Below are 20,218 nucleotides of genomic sequence, written 5' to 3'. Positions count from 1 at the left end.
CCACATATGTGGGAAGTAGTTTAGCGACCAGCAGGTTACGGGATTCGCTAAACTACTTCCCGTAGCCTGCCTTGGATTAAAGGAGGTTTACGGAAGTGGGAATTTTTACAGATCGTTTCATACAGTTAAAAAAAGCGGACAAACCATTGTTTGCAGCCCCGAAGAGTGTTCAGCAGCAGATTGAGATTCTGAGGATTGCAAAGGATGGTATTTTTGAGAATACAAAGAACCGGTACAGCAGGGTATACCGTTTTGCTGACATAAATTATGTCACGGTGTCGGAGGGAGACCAGTATGAAATCTTAAAGCAGTATTGCAAGCTGGTTAATGCGATTGATGTTGCTTTTAAGATTACAATATACAACAAAAACAGGAACATGAGCCAGTTCAGGCAGAATGTCCTGATACCAGATAAAGATGATGGCTATGACCATCTTCGGGACGTTTACAATGATATCGTAGAGGAACGGATTGTAGCGGGAAAACAGGGGATTGAACAGGAACGCTTTCTTACGGTTACTGTGGAACGGAAAGATTATGAACAGGCAAAAGCATTTTTTAATACCTTTGAAGGAGGGATGCAGCAAGAATTCCATGCGATAGGCTCAAAGTTGGAGCCGCTTGACGCGGCGGAACGGCTCCGGGTTCTGTATAATTTTTATCGCATTGGTGACGAAGAAACATTTTCTTTTGATTTTGATGCGTATGTAAAAAGTAAAACAGATTACAAAAATGATATCTGCGGTTCCATGATTAAGTATTCCCCGAATGACTTTGAAACAGACCGGAAAATCTGCAGGGCTGTATTCATCAGAAGGTATCCGACAAGCCTGCCGGACACTTTCATTAATGAAATTACCAATGTTCCTGTACACAGTATCACCTCTATAGATATTGTGCCTGTGCCAAAGGACCTGACAACAAGAACATTGCAGAAAAAATATCTGGGTGTGGAGTCAGATATTTTACGCCAGCAGCGTGTCCGTAATAAAAACAATGACTTTGCAAGTGACATCAGTTATGGAAAGAAAGTGGAAAAGAAAACCCTGGAAGCGTTGATGGACGATGTACGGGAGAATGACCAGAACCTGTTCTTTGCAGGTGTAAATATGGTACTGATTGCGGATACCAGGGAAGAACTTAACAGTATTACAGAGACAATCCAGACGATAGGAAACAAATATCTCTGTAATATGGAGGTACATCATCTCCAACAGCGAGAGGCATTAAATACTGCTCTGCCCGTAGGGGTGCGACAAGTCGAAACCATGCGCACCATGCTTACACGGGATATCGCGGCTTTAATGCCTTTTAATGTGCAGGAGATTTATGAACCCACGGGCTTATGTTATGGAACGAACAGGATTTCTAAAAACCTGTGCGTGGCAGACCGGAAAAAACTGACCAATGGAAACGCTATGGTATTTGGCGTACCCGGCAGTGGAAAATCCTTTTTCTGTAAGTCCGAGATGTTGGGGGTATATTTGCAGACAGGTGATGATATCATCGTCATCGATCCGACACTGGAGTATTTTGATATTGCCCAGAACTTAGGGGGTGTATGCATCAACCTGTCAAATTACACCCAGAATTATATAAATCCGCTCTGGCTTGATGTGAATGAATTGGACCTTGCCGACAGTAAAGGACTGATCCGAGATAAGGGCGAATTTATGCTTGGTCTGTGTGAGCAGGCGATGTCGGAAATGCTAAACAGCCGGCATAAATCCATCATTGACCGTTGTATCCGTAAGCTGTATCTGGATATTGCCATGAGCAAGGAAAAATATGTGCCGGTTATGTCGGATTTTTATGACCTGCTGATGAAGCAGCCAGAGGAGGAAGCCAGGGATATTGCCTTGGGGCTTGAGCTGTTTGTAAGCGGTTCCTTGAATATTTTCAACCATCAAACCAATTTAGACGTAGACAACCGGTTCATTGTTTATGGAATCCGTGATCTTGGAAAAGAGCTGAGTGCGATTGCGATGCTGGTCATGCTGGAAAATGTCCGGGCACGGATTGCCAGAAATGCAGAAAAAGGAAGAGCTACATGGCTATACATAGATGAGTGCCATGTGTTGCTGGGAACCGGGGAACATTCTGGACGCAGTGAATATTCGGGAAAATTTCTCTATTCCCTGTGGAAAAAAGTAAGGAAACAAGGCGGCTTGTGTACCGCCATCACCCAGAATATTTCTGATATGCTCCAGAATTACACAGCCGTAACCATGCTGGCGAACTCTGAATTTATTGCTTTGTTAAAACAGGCAAATGTGGACAGCCAGGAGCTTTCACGGGTAGCGGGGATTCCGGAAGCACAGTTGAAATACGTGAACGGCTGTAATTCCGGTATGGGAATCCTGAAACACGGTGAAGTCATTATTCCTTTTGATGCCAGGGTAAAGAAGAATAATATCATATATGATTTGTTCAATACAAATCTTCATGAAAAAAACAAACAGGGAATAAAGACGGATGACCAGTATTCATAATTATGAGAGGTAAGGAAATGGAAGAAGAGAAAAAAACATTGGGTTATGATTGGGAATTTGGGCATGAGGAGCTGATGCTTGAAGTTGATGCCTATCGTTATGACAACAGACTGTATATCGGTCTTACCCATATGGAGGAGGGATATGAGGAATCTTTTGCTGATCTGACCATCAATCTGGCTCATATGCCTGTCGAAAGAAATGAGGCATACATTGACGCCTTTGCCAGTAAAAGCAAACTGGACTTTATTAAAAAGCACAAACTTGGAAAGGTGCTTCCGGAAATGGGTTATTCGGGCATGGAAAGTTATTATAAGGTGGCGTTTGACCTTAAACGCCTGGAGGAATTTGACAGGGCAGGAGTAGAGAGATACTGCTCCATCAATGGAATGGCAAAACCAGAGCAGACAAAGGCAAATAAAAAACCACCAAAGACGAGGTAGAAAGATTGGAGGAACATCGTTGAATAGAGATATCTTTGTGTTAGTAGTAAAGCATCTGCTGGAACTGCAAACAGACGGGGAACTTAGGACCTGGGTGAAATGGGCGGAGGACTGTGTTGCCATGGGGCAGTATGCTGGTTTTAGGGAACTGCCGCAAAATAAAGCGGTAGAGAAGTGGTTGGATTCCTATTATCATGTTTTTTCTGCTATTCAGTCTGAGTTTAGCAAGGAAACGGCGATTAAGGTCCTGAATTTATCACAAGAGAAATTGTGCTTGTATCCATATGAGATGCGGGCAGCGGCACGGGTCCTTAAGGCTGGAGGGACAGGAAAGGATATTTTACAGATGATTGTCGAAGGAACATTGGAAGATCCAGAACCCGTTGTGCCAGAACATTGCGAGAAGGGAAAGATAGAAGAAGCGGATACATGGTCCTGCAATACAGAAACATTGGACTGTATCCTGCGGAGTGTGCGGACCTGGCAGGAGAATCCGGAAATCCCTCTTTTGTATAAGCGTGGGGATTCACTGGCAGAACAGCTTTTCAACGCCTGTTTGGAGCTGTTACAGTATGAATTTGAGATAACATCAATTCCAAAATCCGATTATGATTTGATATCCGAACATGCTTTTTTCCTCGTAAACTCTTACCAGGTCCTTGAACCGGAAGATATTGACCTGGATGCAATCTTTGAGTGTTTTAACGATGCAAAAATAAATGAACGTATGATTGAAGCAGAGAATCGGGATAAAAAGGAAAAGGTAAGCAGTATTTCAGGAAAATCAGAAAAAAAGAGATAACAGGAGGCAGCTATGATGGAGGTATCGTTGAATGTTCCCTTGGGGGAACAGCCGCATTTAAAAGAAATGTTTGCCATGATGGAGGAAAACCGCATGGACGCGCAGGCGCAGAACCTGGAGGATTTTTTACAGTATTTTAACCAGATGGAAAAGTATTTTGAGGATATGCAGGACGAACTGCTGTATCTGCGCGGGCAGTTAGACGAATTAAATGATAAAACCCTGAAAGCTAAAATAGACAATTTTGTGAAGGCGTCCGGAGATAGAGTGCACGCAGCGAAAGTATGGCTGGGAGCTTTAAGAAATGAGGTATCGGAAGGCATTAAACAGGCAGTGGGGCATGTAAAGAGGCATGTAAAGTATTATGGAGAACAGGCACTATACACGTTTATTGATAAATCAAAAGCAGGCAGGGCGCTGTCGGTAATTCATGAGCATCTGGAACAATCTGCCAAAAACCTGGAAGATGGAGCACGGACCATGGGGGATATTGGGATGGAACTTAGCGCAGCGAAGGGACACCGGAAAAATGCTAAAAATCTTCTTATGGGGAAAGATGCAGCGGATGTTTTTGAGTATGACTACGATAAGGGTATTGTGGCAAAGATCAGGCAAGCCATAGAATTTTGTGGGAAAATTGTGAAAAGTATGGCGGGGCACACAGAAAATATGCAGAAATCATTGGACGGTTTTACGCAGAGGGCTTTGGATAACAGAGCCGGACGGGATAGTAAAGTTCCTGACAGTATGGAAGAAAAGATGAAATTGGCTGGACATGGGAAAGGAAGATAAACATCATGCCTGAAATGAAAGTAAACGGGGTACAAAAGTTATTCCCTCCAATAGAGTGTAGGGTTTTGAAGACAGGAAACAGAAGCAGATGGATATCTGTTAATCTGGATGATTTGAAACATGATCGTTTTGAGGAAGTCAAAGCCAGTGTAGTTGCAACGGTTGAACTTGCAGACCCGGATTTTGACAGATTGTGTTACCGCGGCCTTAATTCGCACGACTATCCCTTCGTAAGCCAGGTATATGGTAGGAAACGAAAAATACTGAAGAATGAGGCTGGAAGGGATGAATTTGAAGTGATACGCATAGAAAATGAAAAGATGGACTGGCTGTACATGGCAGTCAGACAGTATGGCAGTATTCCACTTTTCTCTAAGCAGCTTCTTAATATGGAAACTTTACGGGATTGGGAACAAAAGTTTGATGCTATGGAGAAATTTGTGAGTGACAACAAAATAGGGTACTTAGAGGATAAACTTTACTTTGATCCGGATATACCACCCAGTAGAGCAGATTTAATATTGTCGGCCGTGCGCGATGGGCGCGATTGGGGAGATTCCTTCGAGGGCAGTTTGAGTCTGTATTCTGCTGTGTCTCGCCATATTCACTCTTCCATAGATGAAGCGGCAGAAAAGTATCTGGACAAAATATACGGTAGCACACAGATACAAACACATAAGGAGGCAAAAAGATAGATGGATAGCCAGGATAACAATAATGTGGAAATACTGACACAGAGCGAACTTACTATGCGTATAAACTGTATTGAAGATGGTGAGTTACTGGTGATAGATAGGAGGGGTGCGGATGAAGGCAAATGGGCTGAAAATGGTAAGTATTCGTCTGGTTGATGATCCACCCATATACAGTGAGGATAAAATCCAAAATCCGAATGATGCAGTCCAACTCTTATTAAAGGAATTCGATTCTGTTGACAGGGAATTATTTTTCGTCCTTAACCTGAAGACCAATGGGCAGGTGATCAACGTAAATATAGCCAGCATGGGGACACTAAATAGCTGCATACTCTCCCCGAGGGAAATCTTTAAAGCCAGTATCCTTTCCAATGCGGCCAGTGTTATATTAATGCATAATCACCCATCAGGGGACTGCACACCTTCCAAACAGGACGTTTTAATGACTAAAAGGCTTGTGGCTTGTGGAGAACTGATTGGTATCACTGTGTTAGACCACGTTATATTAGGAAAGGAAACCTATTTAAGTATGAAGGAGGCGAATATGATGCCCGATGGGAAGAAAATATATAATGAAATAGCTGCAGAAAACGGAGTAGAGTATGGAAAGAAGCCGATTCCCACAATATCATTTTACGTGGCGGAATGTATGGAGTTTCCCTCGTTGGGGAAAGTGTATCAGTGCAGGAGCCTGGAACAAGCTGTGAAACGATACAGGAATCTCCCGGAAGAAATGGCGTGCATGGGGAATGGGATTGGATTCACAATCAAGGACGATGATTCTATCTATTCCGGTGAGTTTGATCTGGTGTCAGCAAACCGGCTGGATGTGGATATTATCAACTCTATCCCATATTATCGTGACAGCCCATTGGTACAGAAAGCAATTGAGGATATCAAACGACTGATGCCGGAAGTGAAGATTATTGAACCGGTACAGCACGGGGTACAAAATCCAAAGGAGCGAAAGCAGGCCAGATAACAGGCTTTCATATATGCATTGAATAAAAGCAAAAAATACGGTACAATATCCATATAAAAGATAAGACAGGAGGGAATCGGCGTGGATAAGAATAAGGAAATGTTTGACAGGCTGGTAAAGGGCCTGCGTGATATTTACGGTGATAAATTGGTAAGTATTTTACTATATGGTTCATTTGCCCGTAAAACCAATACAAAGGAATCGGATATTGATATAGCAGTTCTACTGAACGGAAAAGAAACAAAAGAGATGCATGACCGTATGGTGGACCTGGCGGTGGATATGGATTTGGAATATGATCAGGTCTTTTCCATTCTGTATATTGACTATAAAAACTTTTTGGAGTGGGAGGATACTTTACCATTCTATAAGAACGTGAAGGAAGAAGGGGTGGTACTGTGGGCAGCTTAGAGACATTAGCAAAGTACCGTTACCAGCGTGCGTTAGAGGATTTAGCTGCGGCAAAAGAAATGTTGTCAGGCGGTATGTATAAACCATCGCTGAACCGTTCCTACTATTCTATTTTTCATGCCATGCGTGCCATTACAGCACTGGAAGGATTTGATTCCAGTAAACATAGCGGCGTGATTGCGTATTTTAACCAAAATTTCGTGAAAACTGGGATTTTTGCGAAGGAGACTTCTAAAATAATCAAAAATGCCTCTATCATGCGTGAACAATCGGATTACTCGGATTTTTTCATTGCCTCAAGGCAAGACGCAGAGGAGCAGATTGAAAAGGCAAAGGAGTTTATCGGTGAGATTGAAAGATATTTAAAGGATAAAAATGTTCTATAGGAGATAAAATACAGGCGCACCAGTACGTTGTGGCTGTCTGGAAAACGGTCTGTGGATAAATAAAAATTGAAGAATGTATTACAAGAAAAAGTGGTTGCTTCTAGTGGCCACTTTTTTTATTGGAAAAACGGCTGCGAAAATTTGCAGCCGTTTTTTGCAGAAAGGTGGGTTGAGAATATGAGATTTGGATTCAGTATTGGATTTCAATTGTATGAGTGGGAGGTTGAAATCGAAATACCGAGAGAATACCGATTCCGTTCCGAAAGGGAAGCGCGGACAGCCTGCAGGGAAATGAATGTGGAGGCTATTGTGTTTCCAAATCAGATCGCCGTCCTGTTTGAACGGGATTATATGATGCTGGAAGACAGGGAGTTATACAATTTTCGGAAACTCAAGGATGAAGTATATGAGAAGTGTGGAACTTTACTTACTCCGGAGGAAGTTAGTGAACTGATTGAGAAAGGAACTTTAGAAGAAGTAGTCCTTTTCAGTGATAAGTATATGCCTGACGGAACGGAATACATGGAACTGGATGTGTCGGCAGAGGAAGCATACAAAATGTTGAAAGAAAAGTATGATCCACATTATCAGCTTCCTTTTGGTTTCTGCAGTCCTGCAATAAAGGGTGTAAAAGGATTCCACTTTGAAAGCCTCTATTATCAGGTGAAAAAGATATGAGCAATAGCTGAAGGGAGGAATACGAATCATTGACAACCGATTTAAAAGTAAAAAAGAAGCACAGATAAAGCTGAAGGCAGACGCAGAAGTAAAATTACAAACGCATAATTACCTGGGAACTGAAAAAAGTTCTGCATCGGGACTTCTTGGAAAAAAGATTGTTTCCGGGGGTATAGATGAAAAAGCCTCATTATCGGATAAAAAGATCCACATGAAGTCCACGGAGATTCATCCTGTATCAGAGCCGAAGGAACAAGAAGATAAGAAAAGTGCGGTTCTTGCAGCGAATTCTGTATCAGGGTTTAGAAAGCAGCCAGGAAAGAAAGAGAGTTCCCTGGATTATAAAAATACAGACAGGAAACCCAGACAAGAGAAAAAGAAGTCAGGTCAGGAATCACGCCAGGAATCAAGGGAAGAAACTTATCCCAGATATTTGGCTGGAAGTGAGAAGAACGCAGATTTTGAAGATGATGGAGTGCGGAAGAGTAAGGAGAAACCAAAAGAGAACTTTGTCCGGGAAAAGCAGAAGCAAAAAGCCAGCAAAGATCCTAAGTTTCACTTAGACAATGTTTCCGGGCCGGATATTAAACGGAAAGATTATGATTTTGGATTTAAAGATACCGTGACCCTCACACGAACGGAGCGAGGGTCTGAAGCAGTGGACCAGAAGTCTGAGGACAGATTTCAAAGTCAACAAATGCCGGGAGAGGACCGGGATACATTAAAGACCAGAAAAAAAGATGAGAAGATATCCTCAAAGAATGAAGTAAGACGAGGAAGGGTAAAAAAGGAACAGGAAAATACCCGGATGAAAAAAGCTATCCGGAGGCGCATGTATGCTTTCATGGTGAACAAGCTAAGCGGTGAGGAACAAAAGGACAGTTTTGCAAAAGCCGCAAAAGATATCGCCGTCATGAGGGCTGGATTGGTTGTCAAACAGCTTGTTTTGTATCTTCTGGGGCTGTTGGGGCCGTTATTGGGAGGGCTGGTTACGATTGCCTTGCCCTTTGTCCTGATTATTGTAATCCTGTATAACACCCCTTTGGCTCTCTTTCTACCACCATTACAGGAAGGGGATACGGTACAAAGCGTATTATCGGAGTATTACCGGGAATTTAACGAGGAAGTAAGGGCGGCGGAAGAAGACAGTGATGAGGATGTAACCTACAAAAATATGCAGAGTGGCGTGGCTCGTAGCAATTTTACCGATGTGATGATGGTATATATGGTGCGTTATGGAACCGGGCAGGGAAATTTCTCAACCGTCATGAGTGATAAGAATAAAAAGCACTTAAAGGAGATTTTTGATGAAATGAACCACTTTGCATCTGAGACAGTGACAGATACGATCCGGGCCGGTGAAAGCCTTGGAATCATGACATTCAGTGGTTATTGCAACTGTTCTATCTGCTGTGGCCAATGGTCGGGAGGTCCTACGGCAAGCGGCGTCATGCCGAAAGCAGACCACACCCTGGCCGTTGATGCTTATAATCCCACGCTTCCTATGGGGACACATATCATAGCAGGCGGAAAGGAATATGTGGTGGAGGATACCGGAGATTTTGACCGTTATGGTGTAGACTTTGATATGTATTTTGGAGACCATGGGACAGCCCAGAATTTTGGACATCAGGATATGGAGGTATTTTTGGCTGATTCCAATGGCAGCAACACGGTGGAAGTAACACACACCTCATTATATGTGTACAACCTTACCTATGAAGATTATATTGAACTTGGCAAACTGACACCCAGTCAGGAGAAGTTGCTGCGTGAGGTCATGAGTGACGAATTCCTGCACAGTATGCCTGCAAGCGGCATTGGCGAGCAGGTGGCACTTGCGGCGTTAGATAAGGTTGGCTGCCAGTATAGCCAGGATTTGCGGTATGAGGAAGGATATTATGACTGCAGTTCTCTGGTACAGAGGTTATATGCAGAATTTGGTATAAACCTTCCATCCGTTGCATCAACACAGGGACAGTATATTGTAGACAATGGTCTACAGGTTAGTGAAAATGAACTACGGCCAGGAGATTTGATCTTCCATTCCCGTGATACAAATGCGGGGGAATTTATGTCTATTGGGCATGTGGCGATTTATGTAGGAAATGGGATGCAGGTGGACGCACGAGGGACAGCATATGGCGTGGTTTACCGGCCATTGGTTCCGTCTAACATCGGTTTGTATGGAAGGCCATGTCGGTAGCATCAGCATACAAATTTGCTTTGAAGTTCTAATCGTAATGTAATTTAAAGGTAATGAAACTGAGGAGGGATAAACATGCTGTAAATGAAAAGAAGAAATCAATAAGAAATGAAGAAAAAATTGAGGGCAGTCGGCAAGACTGCCTTTTTGAAAGGAGAATGCCAATGTCTGACTATATGGAGGACAATTTTTATTATCTTGAAAAGGTCAGGATGAAAGGGGAATACCATGTAATACTGTATAAAGCCTGGATGGGGCTGTGGGAGGCACGGGAGGCGTTTCTGGACGGTCTGCAGGAAGGTATGATAAACAGGCAGCTAGTCTTGGGAGTAGAAAAGGATGGAGAGAAAATCCCATTTTTCCAGTGTGATGATGGTAAATTCTATATACCAGAAATAAAATCCAGAGATATGCTAGGGAAGCCTGCAGATACATTACTGGAAGAATTGAGTGGGCGTTTTGGGATAGAAGAATGTGGGGAGAAGCAAGTTGTTTATATAAGCGATACCAAAGAACAGGATTATGATATCCGCATAACCGAAACATTAAGTAAAATAGTGACGGTCAGGGCACAGAGCATGGAATCATCCTTATCAGAGGCACATGACAATTATTCGGACGCAAAAAGTGGTTATGTATTGGATTACAGCGACCTGCGGGGTGTAACCTTGTCAATGGTGGGTATCCATCGGGAAAAGCCGCGGAATATGGGTGGGAGATGAGTAGGGAAACATTAAAAGAAAGACTGGAAGACTCTTTTTGCCGCTGGGACAAGGAACTATTAAGTGGAGGCAGTGATCCTTATTATACTGACGGGCAAAATATGAACCTGTTAAGAAACCATATCATTAGCGCGAAGTATGATATGAAGGAGGCAGGGGAATTTCCAGAAATTTACCACCGAAAGACACCGGAGAAGCTGCCGGAACATTTTATGGTACAGGCGGAAAAGATTTATTGGGCAGCCGTTGGTATCTTCCGTCAATGTAGGGACGATGTGGACTATCAGTATTTATGCGGACTGGAACTAAGTCCTAAAATGGATAATGGGCTTGAAATCAGAAATGCATTAAGAAATGTAAGGGAATTGGAGGATGCAATCAGGAACCAGGATTTTGTCATTATGAGAAGGCACCGTGAGATACCTGATTTTAAAAAATACAGACAGATTATTGAAAGCAGCCCAGAGAAAATAGAACCCAAAATGGAACAGATGAGTTTATTTACTATGGCAGACCGGGAAAGAAGGTGAACCTATGGATCAGCACACCATGAAGGTATCAGATTTGTATGATATTGCAATTTTTGATATCTCGCGTGACGGTGAACAGTGGAGAAAATATCTGGAGTTTTCTGCCAGGGGGAATTTATATCGTTTTGACTTTTTGAATACATGTATCATTTACGAACAATACCCGGAGGCAGAAATCCTCCTGGGATTTTCAGACTGGAAGAAAGCAAAGCGTTATGTCAGGGGCGGTGAGATTGGAATCGCAACATTTCCCATTGAGATGCTGGGAGGTGCGCAGTATGTCTATGATATCAAAAGCACCGGCGGAAGGGTTATGCCTTGGATATGGGAAATCAATGAAGAAAATGCTCCTGCTTTTGCAAAGAGGCTATTTCCAGAACAATATCAGGAAGAAAATAATTTCAGGATAGCAATAAAAAACTTTACGAGAACATATGTACGTGCTATAATGGAAGAGGAAAACGACAGGATTCATGAAATAGCAGTTCTTACCAGCAAGGATGAATTGGACGATAAACAAATGTCACCAGTTGAAGAATTCATCCTGCAGAGCACCGCATACTTGGTATTAAGGCGATGCGGGATTGATACTTTTGATACAGGACTGTCTGCAATAACAAACTACCAGGAAGAGGTGATACTATCCAAAATAGGTATCCTCATATCGGATATTGCAGAGAGGACGTTGCGGAGATTTGCAGAGATTGCGAAAGAGATCCGGGAAGATGAAAGGAGAAATCAAGATGGTAGAACTGAATTACAGGAAAGAAAAGGACGGGCTGCTGTACCCGATGCTGGAGACAGGGAGCCAACAGGCGGAAGGGCTGGAGACGCTGGGCAGATACGCGAAGCTGGCACAGGAATACCTGCTGGAGAAGGAGGAAAGCCGGTACAGCCTGTTGCTGCGGACGGGCAAACTGCCGGAGCTGCTGAAACAGATAGAGGCGGAAGCGTGGGAGCTGCACGACCAGATCGTGGAGGACTACGTGAGGATAAAAGCGGTGGAGAGGAACATCAATCCGGCGGATACGATGGAGATGACCAGACTTCGAAACGAAGCAGCGATGATAGCTCAGGAAACCGTGATGCAGGAAGTAATCTGCAAGCCGAGGTAATAGATACTGATATAGAGGAAGGAACTGCTGTTGCGGTTCCTTCTTTTTCTGTTGAACCAGTGCCTGTAGAAGTGACAGATGAATTATGCAGAGAAGTGGTATTAGCAGGCGCACTGGAACCTATCCTAAAGAAAAAGATCTATGATTTCTTTGAGTTAAATGAAGGGATAGAGGAGCGTGTTGAATTTCTTTATCAGATTTACGAAGGTGGAGACACCATTATTACTGGTGAGGGACTTGAATTTGAATATGAGACAGATAATACGGGAATCCAGTTATACTGGCATGAGCAGAGGCAGTATCTAAGTGGGTATCTTCCATTTAAGATAGTGGCAGAAGAAATCCTATTATTAATCGAAAGCGGGGAATACTATCAGCCAATAAAAAAGGACGTGGAAATACCGGAATCATTGGCCGAAACAGTAGAAAATTTCCTGGAAACGGCAGATGGCAGGATAGTATTTGACATGATTTATGATGTAATGACCATAAACTTACTGCCCCAGCAGGAAACCGAATTTATACGGCAGAGTTTCCTTTCCCTGCTTGGTTCAGATGTGGATTGGATATTTACCTCAACACTGACCTTCCATGCTGGAGAGATTTCTTGTTCTTTTGACGGTAATAAGGTGCAGACCTATCCGTGGCGTGTGATCCGGGACATTCTGGCCCGGATAATCGAATTAGATCAATATCCTGAATCCAGCCAGGATTTCTCTGTAGAGGAAATTAAAAGAATTCCCTGGTTTCAAAATCTGGCGTCCCAATACCAGGGGTTATTAGAACAGGCCGGCGAGACACCGGCAGTAACAATACCATATTTAAGTGCGGATACCGTAATTGAGAAAGATGACAAAAGAACAGAGGATACAGGAGAAGAAATACAGGAGACCCAGGCTGATGGAAGAAGTGAACGGTTAAAGGCAGTATTTGAAGAGGCTGCAAATGCATATGCCCTTCATTCCATGGCATTGATTCCCTCCAAACCATTGATTCAAAGGTTCTTTGAACAGGCAGGGGAAAAGGAAAAACAGGAATTTCTTTCAAAAATTTTGAAAGTTCAGTCTAAGCAGGACTATGGAAAGTCTGCGCTAAATACAAGCTGGGGATTGATCCATTACACGTATGGTGAAAGTGGAGTCGTTGAATTCCGCCTTGTGAATGGAGAAAATGAAGGACATGGGGCTTTTACCATGCAGGAAGTATCGCGTGCAATCCAGGCAGCCATTGATGTGGGAGAGTACCTGCCACCGGGGGAATATGAAGCGGCACGCAAAGAAGAATTTGCCCTATGTCCGGAAGAAACCTTCCTATTATATAAGGAAATGAGTAACCGAAACCAAAACGTCATTCAGGTTTCGGATTTTTTTTACCCTGATGGATGGGAATTCCCTTCCGGTGACAAGACAAAGTATAAGAGTAATGTCGCAGCAATCCGTCTGTTAAAGGAACTGGAACAGTCCTCCCGCCCGGCTACACCAGAGGAACAGGATATCCTCGCCAAATACATAGGATGGGGAGGTCTTGCTAATGTATTCAATCCTAAGAGTCCAAACTGGACAAACGAGTATCAGGAACTGCAGACGCTGTTGACAGAGGAAGAATATGAGCAGGCCAGGGGAAGTATTAATTCCGCATTTTACACGCCGCCCGTTGTCGCTAAGTCAATCTATAAAGCATTGGAGCAGTTTGGGTTCACAAATGGTTCCATCTTGGAACCCAGTATGGGCGTCGGGAACTTTTATAGTGTCCTGCCGGAAGATATGCGGGATTCCCGTCTTTATGGAGTGGAATTGGACAGTATCAGTGGAAGGATTGCAAAACAGCTTCACCCTCATGCCGCAATTGAAGTCAAAGGATTTGAAAAGACAAAGTTTGAAAAGGACAGCTTTGATGTCATCGTGGGAAATGTTCCTTTCGGCGCGTACAAAATTTTTGATCCTGAATATAAAAAGTATGGTTTCCGTATTCACGATTATTTTTTGGCAAAATCCATGGACCTGCTTCGCCCTGGAGGAATCATTGCGGTTGTCACAACAAAATTCACCATGGATAAAGCCAATTCCACGATACGAAAATACTTGGCGGAGCGTGCAGACTTTATCGGCGCGGTACGTCTGCCAGGGATTGCCTTCAAAAAGGACGCGGGAGCAGAAGTGACATCTGACATTATCTTCCTTCAAAAGAAGGGAAGTGTACTGTCCACAAATAAATCAGAGGAATGGATGAACATCACCTATACCGATGATGGGGTGCCGGTCAATGAGTATTATATGAACCATCCGGAAATGATGCTGGGAAAGATGGCTTTTGACAGGCATACCTATGGTCAAAACTCTAATTATACAGAACTGATCGTAGAAGATGAGGAAAATTTTAATCTTGAAGAAGATTTGAATCATGCTATTTCTTTTCTATCAGCCGATTATTGTCCGGTAGAGGAAAAAACGCTGCTCCCTGATGTAAACAGCAAGGAAGAACTTCCCAATACCATGCCGGCCCTCTTAGATGTGGCAAATAACACATATACAGTCATAGAGGGAGAAATCTATTACCGGGATAATGATATCATGGTGAGATGGTCGGGAAACGAGACGCAACGGAATCGTATCCTTGGAATGCATGCTATCCGGCAGTCGGTCAGATACCTGATTGATATTCAGACACATGGGTGCAGTACAGATCAACTTGTTGAGGCACAGGAAAAGCTAAATAAGATTTATGATCCTTATGTAAAGAAGTATGGATATCTGTCCAGCCGTGCCAACAAGTTAGCATTCCGGGAGGACAATGACTACTATCTGTTATGCAGCCTGGAAACGGAAGATGAAAACAAGAATATAAAGAAGGCGGATATCTTTTATAAACAGACTATTGCGCCAGTTTCCATAGTTAAGAAGGTGGATACAGCCATGGACGCGTTGAAAGTCAGCCTGGCGGAATATGGGAAGGTACATATCCCCTATATGCTGAGTGTCTATCCGGTAGAACGGGAACGGCTCCTGCAGGAATTAAAAGGGCAGGTATTCTTAAACCCAGTCAAAGCGGCTGATGGGAATCCTAATCAGGGATGGGAAACGGCAAGTGAGTATTTGAGCGGTCCGGTTCGGAATAAACTAAAGGCTGCAGAAGTGTATGCAAAAGATAATCCCGTCTATTTGGCAAATGTAGAAGCCCTGAAAGCGGTGCAGCCGGAAGATTTGACGGCAACGGAAATCGGCGTAAAGTTGGGAACCTCTTGGATTGATCAGGAAGATTATGAGGCATTTATCTATGAGACGCTGAATACGCCGGATCAGTACAGAGACGGGACTTATGCAATCAAGGTACAGTTAAACCGATATACTATGTCTTACAAGGTTACTAATAAATCCAGCGACTATTCTTCTGTGGCGGCAAGCCAGACATATGGAACAAAAAGGATTGATGCATATTCCATCATAGAGGCGTTACTGAACCAGAATGTAATTACCGTCAAAGATAAGATTGAAGTTGGGGACAGTGAACGGTATGTAGTAAATCAGAAAGAAACAACTCTGGCAAGGGAAAAGGCAACCCTCATAAAAGATGCTTTTAAGGAGTGGATATGGAAAGATCCGCAGCGTAGAAAAAAATATGTGGATTTTTACAATCAGAACTTCAATGATAACCGTCTGCGGGTTTATGACGGTTCTTATTTATCGTTCCCCGGTATGAATCCGGAAATAAATATGCGGGACCATCAACGGAATGTTGTAGACCGGGCACTGCATGGAAGCACTTTGCTGGCCCATGCGGTTGGGGCTGGAAAAACCTATGAAATTGCGGCTATCTGTATGGAGTTGAAACGGCTGAAGCTGATGCATAAAGCAATGATTGTCGTACCGAATCATCTTGTGGGGCAGATGGCGGCAGAATTCCTGCACTTATATCCCAGTGCCAATCTACTTGTGACATCGAAAGAAGATTTTAAAAGTGAAAATAGAAGAAAGCTGACATGTAGGATTGCTGCAAATAATTATGATGCCGTGATTTTGGGACACTCTCAATTTGAGAGGATTCCCCTGTCTGCGGAAAGGCGTGCGAAAATTCTTGAAAATCAGGTGGAACGAATTTCGGGGGCCATTGCGGAGATGAAGGAGGAGCAGGGGGCTAAATGGGGGATAAAAGATATGGAGCGTCAACGGAAAAATCTGGAATCCCAAATTTTAAGTCTGAGAAATGATGCAAAAAAGGATGATGTTCTGGATTTTGAACAGTTAGGGATAGATGCATTGTTTGTAGATGAAGCGCATGTGTTTAAAAACCTGTCTATCTTTTCAAAAATCCGTAATGTGGCAGGTATTTCCACCAATGGTTCCCAGCGGGCTATGGATATGTTCCAAAAGATCCAGTATATCCAGGAACTGACCGGAGGAAGAAATGTTATCCTTGCAACCGGGACGCCTATCTCCAATACCATGTGTGAAATGTATGTCATGCAGTTGTATCTGCAGTCACAGAAACTACATGAGAAGGGGATTGACCATTTTGACAGTTGGGCGGCCAATTTTGGCGAAGTTACCACTTCGCTTGAAATGTCACCAGAGGGCGGATACCGAATGCGGAGCCGGTTCAATAAATTCTGTAATCTGCCGGAGCTTATGAATATGTTCCGGGAGGTGGCTGATATCCAATTGCCTTCAATGCTGAACCTGAATGTACCTAAGTTAAAAGGTGGGAAATACAAAATTGTGGAGAGCGTGGCGTCTGAGAGTGTTGAGTACATGATGCAGGAACTGGCTAAACGCGCGGAAGCAATACGAGCAGGGAATGTAGATCCAACGGTCGATAACATGCTCAAGATCACCAACGAAGCAAGGTTGCTCGGCACCGATCCCCGGCTGATTGACCCAGATGCGGAAGTAGATGGTGACGGCAAACTCTTTCAGGCGGCAGAGAATATTTATCAGGAATACATTGGTTCCCAGGAGTTTAAGGGGACACAAGCTGTCTTTTGCGATATTGGCACGCCCACAGGAAACAAGAAATTTAATGTATATGACTTTCTGAAACAGGAGCTGATCAGGAAAGGAATACCAGAAGATGAAATTGCATTTATTCATGATGCCCATAGTGATAAGCAGAAAGAGGAATTATTTGCAGACATGAGGAGCGGCAGGAAACGAATCCTCCTGGGAAGCACGTCCATGATGGGAACAGGAACCAATATCCAAAAACGCCTTGTCGCGGCTCATCACATTGATTGCCCGTGGAAACCTTCGGATGTAGGACGGATTTTGCGGACATTCAAAATAAAAAAGAATGTGGAGGTAACAGACAATGGCAAAATCATTATTTGAGGAACTGGGCGGCAAATACGAAAGGCAAGGGGATTATTTGATACCGTGCTTAACTGTACCCGCCGAAGAAGAACAGGCAATAGGCATCTGGGGGCAACGGCATTTAGATTATCTAAAACAGTACCGTAAAGTTACATACACCAATCTTCTTACAAGCGGCAGGCTAAACGCCTACCTTGCCGACATCAACAGACAGGCACAGGAACGCTTTGAAAGGCTCATAGAGGGTATGAAACAGGCACAGGGCATAACGGAACAGCTAAAGGCAGAAAACGCCTTAGAATGGACAGGATGCCTCAATAACATAAGGGCTTGTGCGAGGGAGATTGTGGAAAAGGAAATTATTTTTGCATAAACAGATGATTAGTGGCAGGGGGAAATCCTGCCGCTTTTTCTGCTTTAGTTTGTCAGCTTGACAAATAAAGGGTTAAGGAATATAATTAGATTCAGTATTATACAAGGAGTTAATAAATATGCGGCAAGGTATTCTTAAATAAACTGTCAATTTGATAGTGGGAACAAAAAGTAGCAGTCTCGTTTCACTTTTAATATGGGGCTTAGTTTTTTGTACCCAGTTTAAGAATACTTTTATCATGTAATTTTATATGCCCGAAAACATATAAGTGTTTTGGGGCTATTGGAGTTATTTACCCAGTGATAGGAGTATTTATCACTGGGTATTTTTATGCCCTTTTTTGGGTGTTGATAGGAGGAAAATCACATGAAAATAATTAACTTAGGCATTCTGGCTCACGTTGACGCAGGAAAGACAACATTAACGGAAAGTTTATTGTATACCAGTGGTGCAATTGCAGAACTAGGGAGCGTAGATGAAGGCACAACAAGGACAGATACAATGAATTTGGAGCGTCAAAGGGGAATCACTATCCAGACAGCAGTGACATCTTTTCAGTGGGAGGATGTAAAAGTCAACATTATAGATACGCCAGGCCATATGGATTTTTTGGCGGAAGTATACCGTTCTTTATCCGTATTAGACGGAGCAGTATTATTAGTTTCTGCAAAGGATGGCATACAGGCACAGACCCGTATACTGTTTCATGCACTACAGACAATGAAGATTCCGACAATTTTTTTCATCAATAAAATTGACCAAGAGGGGATTGATTTGCCAATGGTATATCGAGAAATGAAAGCAAAGCTTTCTTCGGAAATTATAGTGAAGCAAAAGGTTGGGCAGCATCCCCATATAAATGTAACGGACAATGACGATATGGAACAGTGGGATGCGGTAATTATGGGAAACGATGAACTATTAGAGAAATATATGTCAGGGAAACCGTTTAAAATGTCAGAACTGGAACAGGAAGAAAACAGGAGATTCCAAAACGGAACGTTATTTCCCGTTTATCACGGAAGCGCTAAAAACAATCTGGGGATTCGGCAGCTTATAGAAGTGATTGCCAGTAAATTTTATTCATCAACGCCTGAAGGTCAATCTGAACTATGCGGGCAGGTTTTTAAGATTGAATATTCAGAGAAAAGGCGGCGTTTTGTTTATGTGCGTATATATAGCGGAACATTGCATTTGAGGGATGTTATTAGAATATCTGAAAAAGAGAAAATAAAAATCACAGAGATGTGTGTTCCGACAAACGGTGAATTATATTCATCCGATACAGCCTGCTCTGGTGATATTGTAATTTTACCAAATGATGTTTTGCAGCTAAACAGTATTTTGGGGAACGGAATACTGTTGCCGCAGAGAAAATTTATTGAAAATCCTCTCCCTATGCTCCAAACAACGATTGCAGTAAAGAAATCTGAACAGCGGGAAATATTGCTTGGGGCACTTACAGAAATTTCAGATGGCGACCCTCTTTTAAAATATTATGTGGATACTACAACGCATGAGATTATACTTTCTTTTTTGGGGAAAGTGCAGATGGAAGTCATTTGTGCCATCCTTGAGGAAAAATATCATGTGGAGGCAGAAATAAAAGAGCCTACTGTTATATATATGGAAAGACCGCTTAGAAAAGCAGAATATACCATCCACATAGAAGTCCCGCCAAATCCTTTCTGGGCTTCTGTCGGGTTGTCCATAGAGCCGCTCCCTATTGGAAGCGGAGTGCAGTATGAAAGCAGAGTTTCACTTGGATATTTAAATCAATCGTTCCAAAATGCGGTTATGGAGGGGGTTCTTTATGGCTGCGAGCAGGGGCTGTATGGATGGAAAGTGACAGACTGTAAAATCTGTTTTGAATATGGATTGTATTATAGTCCTGTAAGTACCCCCGCAGACTTTCGGCTGCTTTCCCCTATCGTATTGGAGCAGGCTTTAAAAAAAGCAGGGACAGAACTATTAGAGCCATATCTCCACTTTGAAATTTATGCACCGCAGGAATATCTCTCACGGGCGTATCATGATGCTCCAAGGTATTGTGCAGATATTGTAAGTACTCAGATAAAGAATGACGAGGTCATTCTGAAAGGAGAAATCCCTGCTAGATGTATTCAAGAATACAGGAACGATTTAACTTATTTCACAAATGGGCAGGGAGTCTGCTTGACAGAGTTAAAAGGATACCAGCCAGCTATTGGTAAATTTATTTGCCAACCCCGCCGCCCGAATAGCCGTATAGATAAGGTTCGGCATATGTTCCACAAGTTAGCTTAACA

At 43.0% G+C, this 20,218-nt stretch carries 16 protein-coding genes; all 16 read left to right on the top strand.

Annotated elements, in window-relative coordinates; genetic code table 11:
* The first annotated feature begins 95 nt into the window (after positions 1 to 95).
* The 16 genes from DWX43_RS06605 to tet(O) all read left to right on the top strand — a co-directional run bounded on the left by DWX43_RS06605 (position 96) and on the right by tet(O) (position 20,216).
* Complete coding sequence (locus tag DWX43_RS06605) at positions 96 to 2,492, top strand: VirB4-like conjugal transfer ATPase, CD1110 family (protein WP_006567789.1); 2,397 nt, start codon at positions 96 to 98, stop codon at positions 2,490 to 2,492.
* A gap of 17 nt (positions 2,493 to 2,509) precedes the next feature.
* The gene (locus tag DWX43_RS06600; RefSeq protein ID WP_024739152.1) at positions 2,510 to 2,935 is read left to right on the top strand and encodes a DUF4313 domain-containing protein; all 426 of its coding nucleotides are present in this window, start codon (positions 2,510 to 2,512) and stop codon (positions 2,933 to 2,935) included.
* A gap of 19 nt (positions 2,936 to 2,954) precedes the next feature.
* Positions 2,955 to 3,737, top strand: coding sequence for a hypothetical protein (locus DWX43_RS06595; protein ID WP_024739151.1), 783 nt, complete (start codon positions 2,955 to 2,957; stop codon positions 3,735 to 3,737).
* Between the two features lie 12 nt (positions 3,738 to 3,749).
* Positions 3,750 to 4,529, top strand: coding sequence for a DUF6674 family protein (locus tag DWX43_RS06590; RefSeq protein ID WP_006567786.1), 780 nt, complete (start codon positions 3,750 to 3,752; stop codon positions 4,527 to 4,529).
* Positions 4,530 to 4,534: 5 nt separating this feature from the next.
* Positions 4,535 to 5,224 carry a hypothetical protein gene (locus tag DWX43_RS06585; RefSeq protein ID WP_006567785.1) on the top strand — a complete coding sequence of 230 codons (690 nt, stop codon included), beginning with the start codon at positions 4,535 to 4,537 and terminating at the stop codon, positions 5,222 to 5,224.
* A complete protein-coding gene (locus tag DWX43_RS26905; protein ID WP_006567784.1) occupies positions 5,225 to 5,380 on the top strand; it encodes a hypothetical protein in 156 nt (51 codons plus the stop codon).
* On the top strand, positions 5,337 to 6,206 hold the full coding sequence (locus tag DWX43_RS06580) for a JAB domain-containing protein (protein WP_024739150.1): 870 nt from the start codon (positions 5,337 to 5,339) through the stop codon (positions 6,204 to 6,206). Before DWX43_RS26905 ends, DWX43_RS06580 begins: the two co-directional genes overlap by 44 nt.
* A gap of 81 nt (positions 6,207 to 6,287) precedes the next feature.
* Positions 6,288 to 6,617 (top strand): nucleotidyltransferase domain-containing protein, encoded by a 330-nt coding sequence (locus tag DWX43_RS06575; RefSeq protein ID WP_006567782.1) that lies wholly within the window; start codon positions 6,288 to 6,290, stop codon positions 6,615 to 6,617.
* Positions 6,605 to 7,003: a HEPN domain-containing protein gene (locus DWX43_RS06570; RefSeq protein ID WP_006567781.1), complete on the top strand. Its 399-nt coding sequence runs from the start codon at positions 6,605 to 6,607 to the stop codon at positions 7,001 to 7,003. The genes DWX43_RS06575 and DWX43_RS06570 overlap by 13 nt, the downstream gene beginning before the upstream one ends.
* Positions 7,004 to 7,180: 177 nt before the next feature.
* A complete protein-coding gene (locus DWX43_RS06565) occupies positions 7,181 to 7,681 on the top strand; it encodes a hypothetical protein (RefSeq protein WP_233458274.1) in 501 nt (166 codons plus the stop codon).
* 211 nt (positions 7,682 to 7,892) lie between these two features.
* Entirely contained in the window at positions 7,893 to 9,887 is a 1,995-nt protein-coding gene (locus DWX43_RS06560; RefSeq protein ID WP_006567779.1) for an NlpC/P60 family protein, read from the top strand.
* Positions 9,888 to 10,051: 164 nt separating this feature from the next.
* Entirely contained in the window at positions 10,052 to 10,609 is a 558-nt protein-coding gene (locus tag DWX43_RS06555; RefSeq protein ID WP_233458273.1) for a DpnD/PcfM family protein, read from the top strand.
* Positions 10,606 to 11,139, top strand: coding sequence for a hypothetical protein (locus DWX43_RS06550; protein WP_006567777.1), 534 nt, complete (start codon positions 10,606 to 10,608; stop codon positions 11,137 to 11,139). Before DWX43_RS06555 ends, DWX43_RS06550 begins: the two co-directional genes overlap by 4 nt.
* Before the next feature lie 4 nt (positions 11,140 to 11,143).
* Positions 11,144 to 17,575: an SNF2-related protein gene (locus DWX43_RS06545; RefSeq protein ID WP_006567776.1), complete on the top strand. Its 6,432-nt coding sequence runs from the start codon at positions 11,144 to 11,146 to the stop codon at positions 17,573 to 17,575.
* Positions 17,556 to 17,930, top strand: coding sequence for a TnpV protein (locus DWX43_RS06540; RefSeq protein WP_001129922.1), 375 nt, complete (start codon positions 17,556 to 17,558; stop codon positions 17,928 to 17,930). Before DWX43_RS06545 ends, DWX43_RS06540 begins: the two co-directional genes overlap by 20 nt.
* 366 nt (positions 17,931 to 18,296) lie before the next feature.
* The gene (gene tet(O) / locus DWX43_RS06535; protein WP_002596250.1) at positions 18,297 to 20,216 is read left to right on the top strand and encodes a tetracycline resistance ribosomal protection protein Tet(O); all 1,920 of its coding nucleotides are present in this window, start codon (positions 18,297 to 18,299) and stop codon (positions 20,214 to 20,216) included.
* The last annotated feature ends 2 nt before the right edge of the window (positions 20,217 to 20,218 follow it).

The organism is Clostridium sp. AF19-22AC (genome assembly GCF_003479085.1).
Classification (GTDB): domain Bacteria; phylum Bacillota; class Clostridia; order Lachnospirales; family Lachnospiraceae; genus Faecalicatena_A; species Faecalicatena_A orotica.
This window is presented reverse-complemented; position numbering and strand designations above follow the sequence as displayed.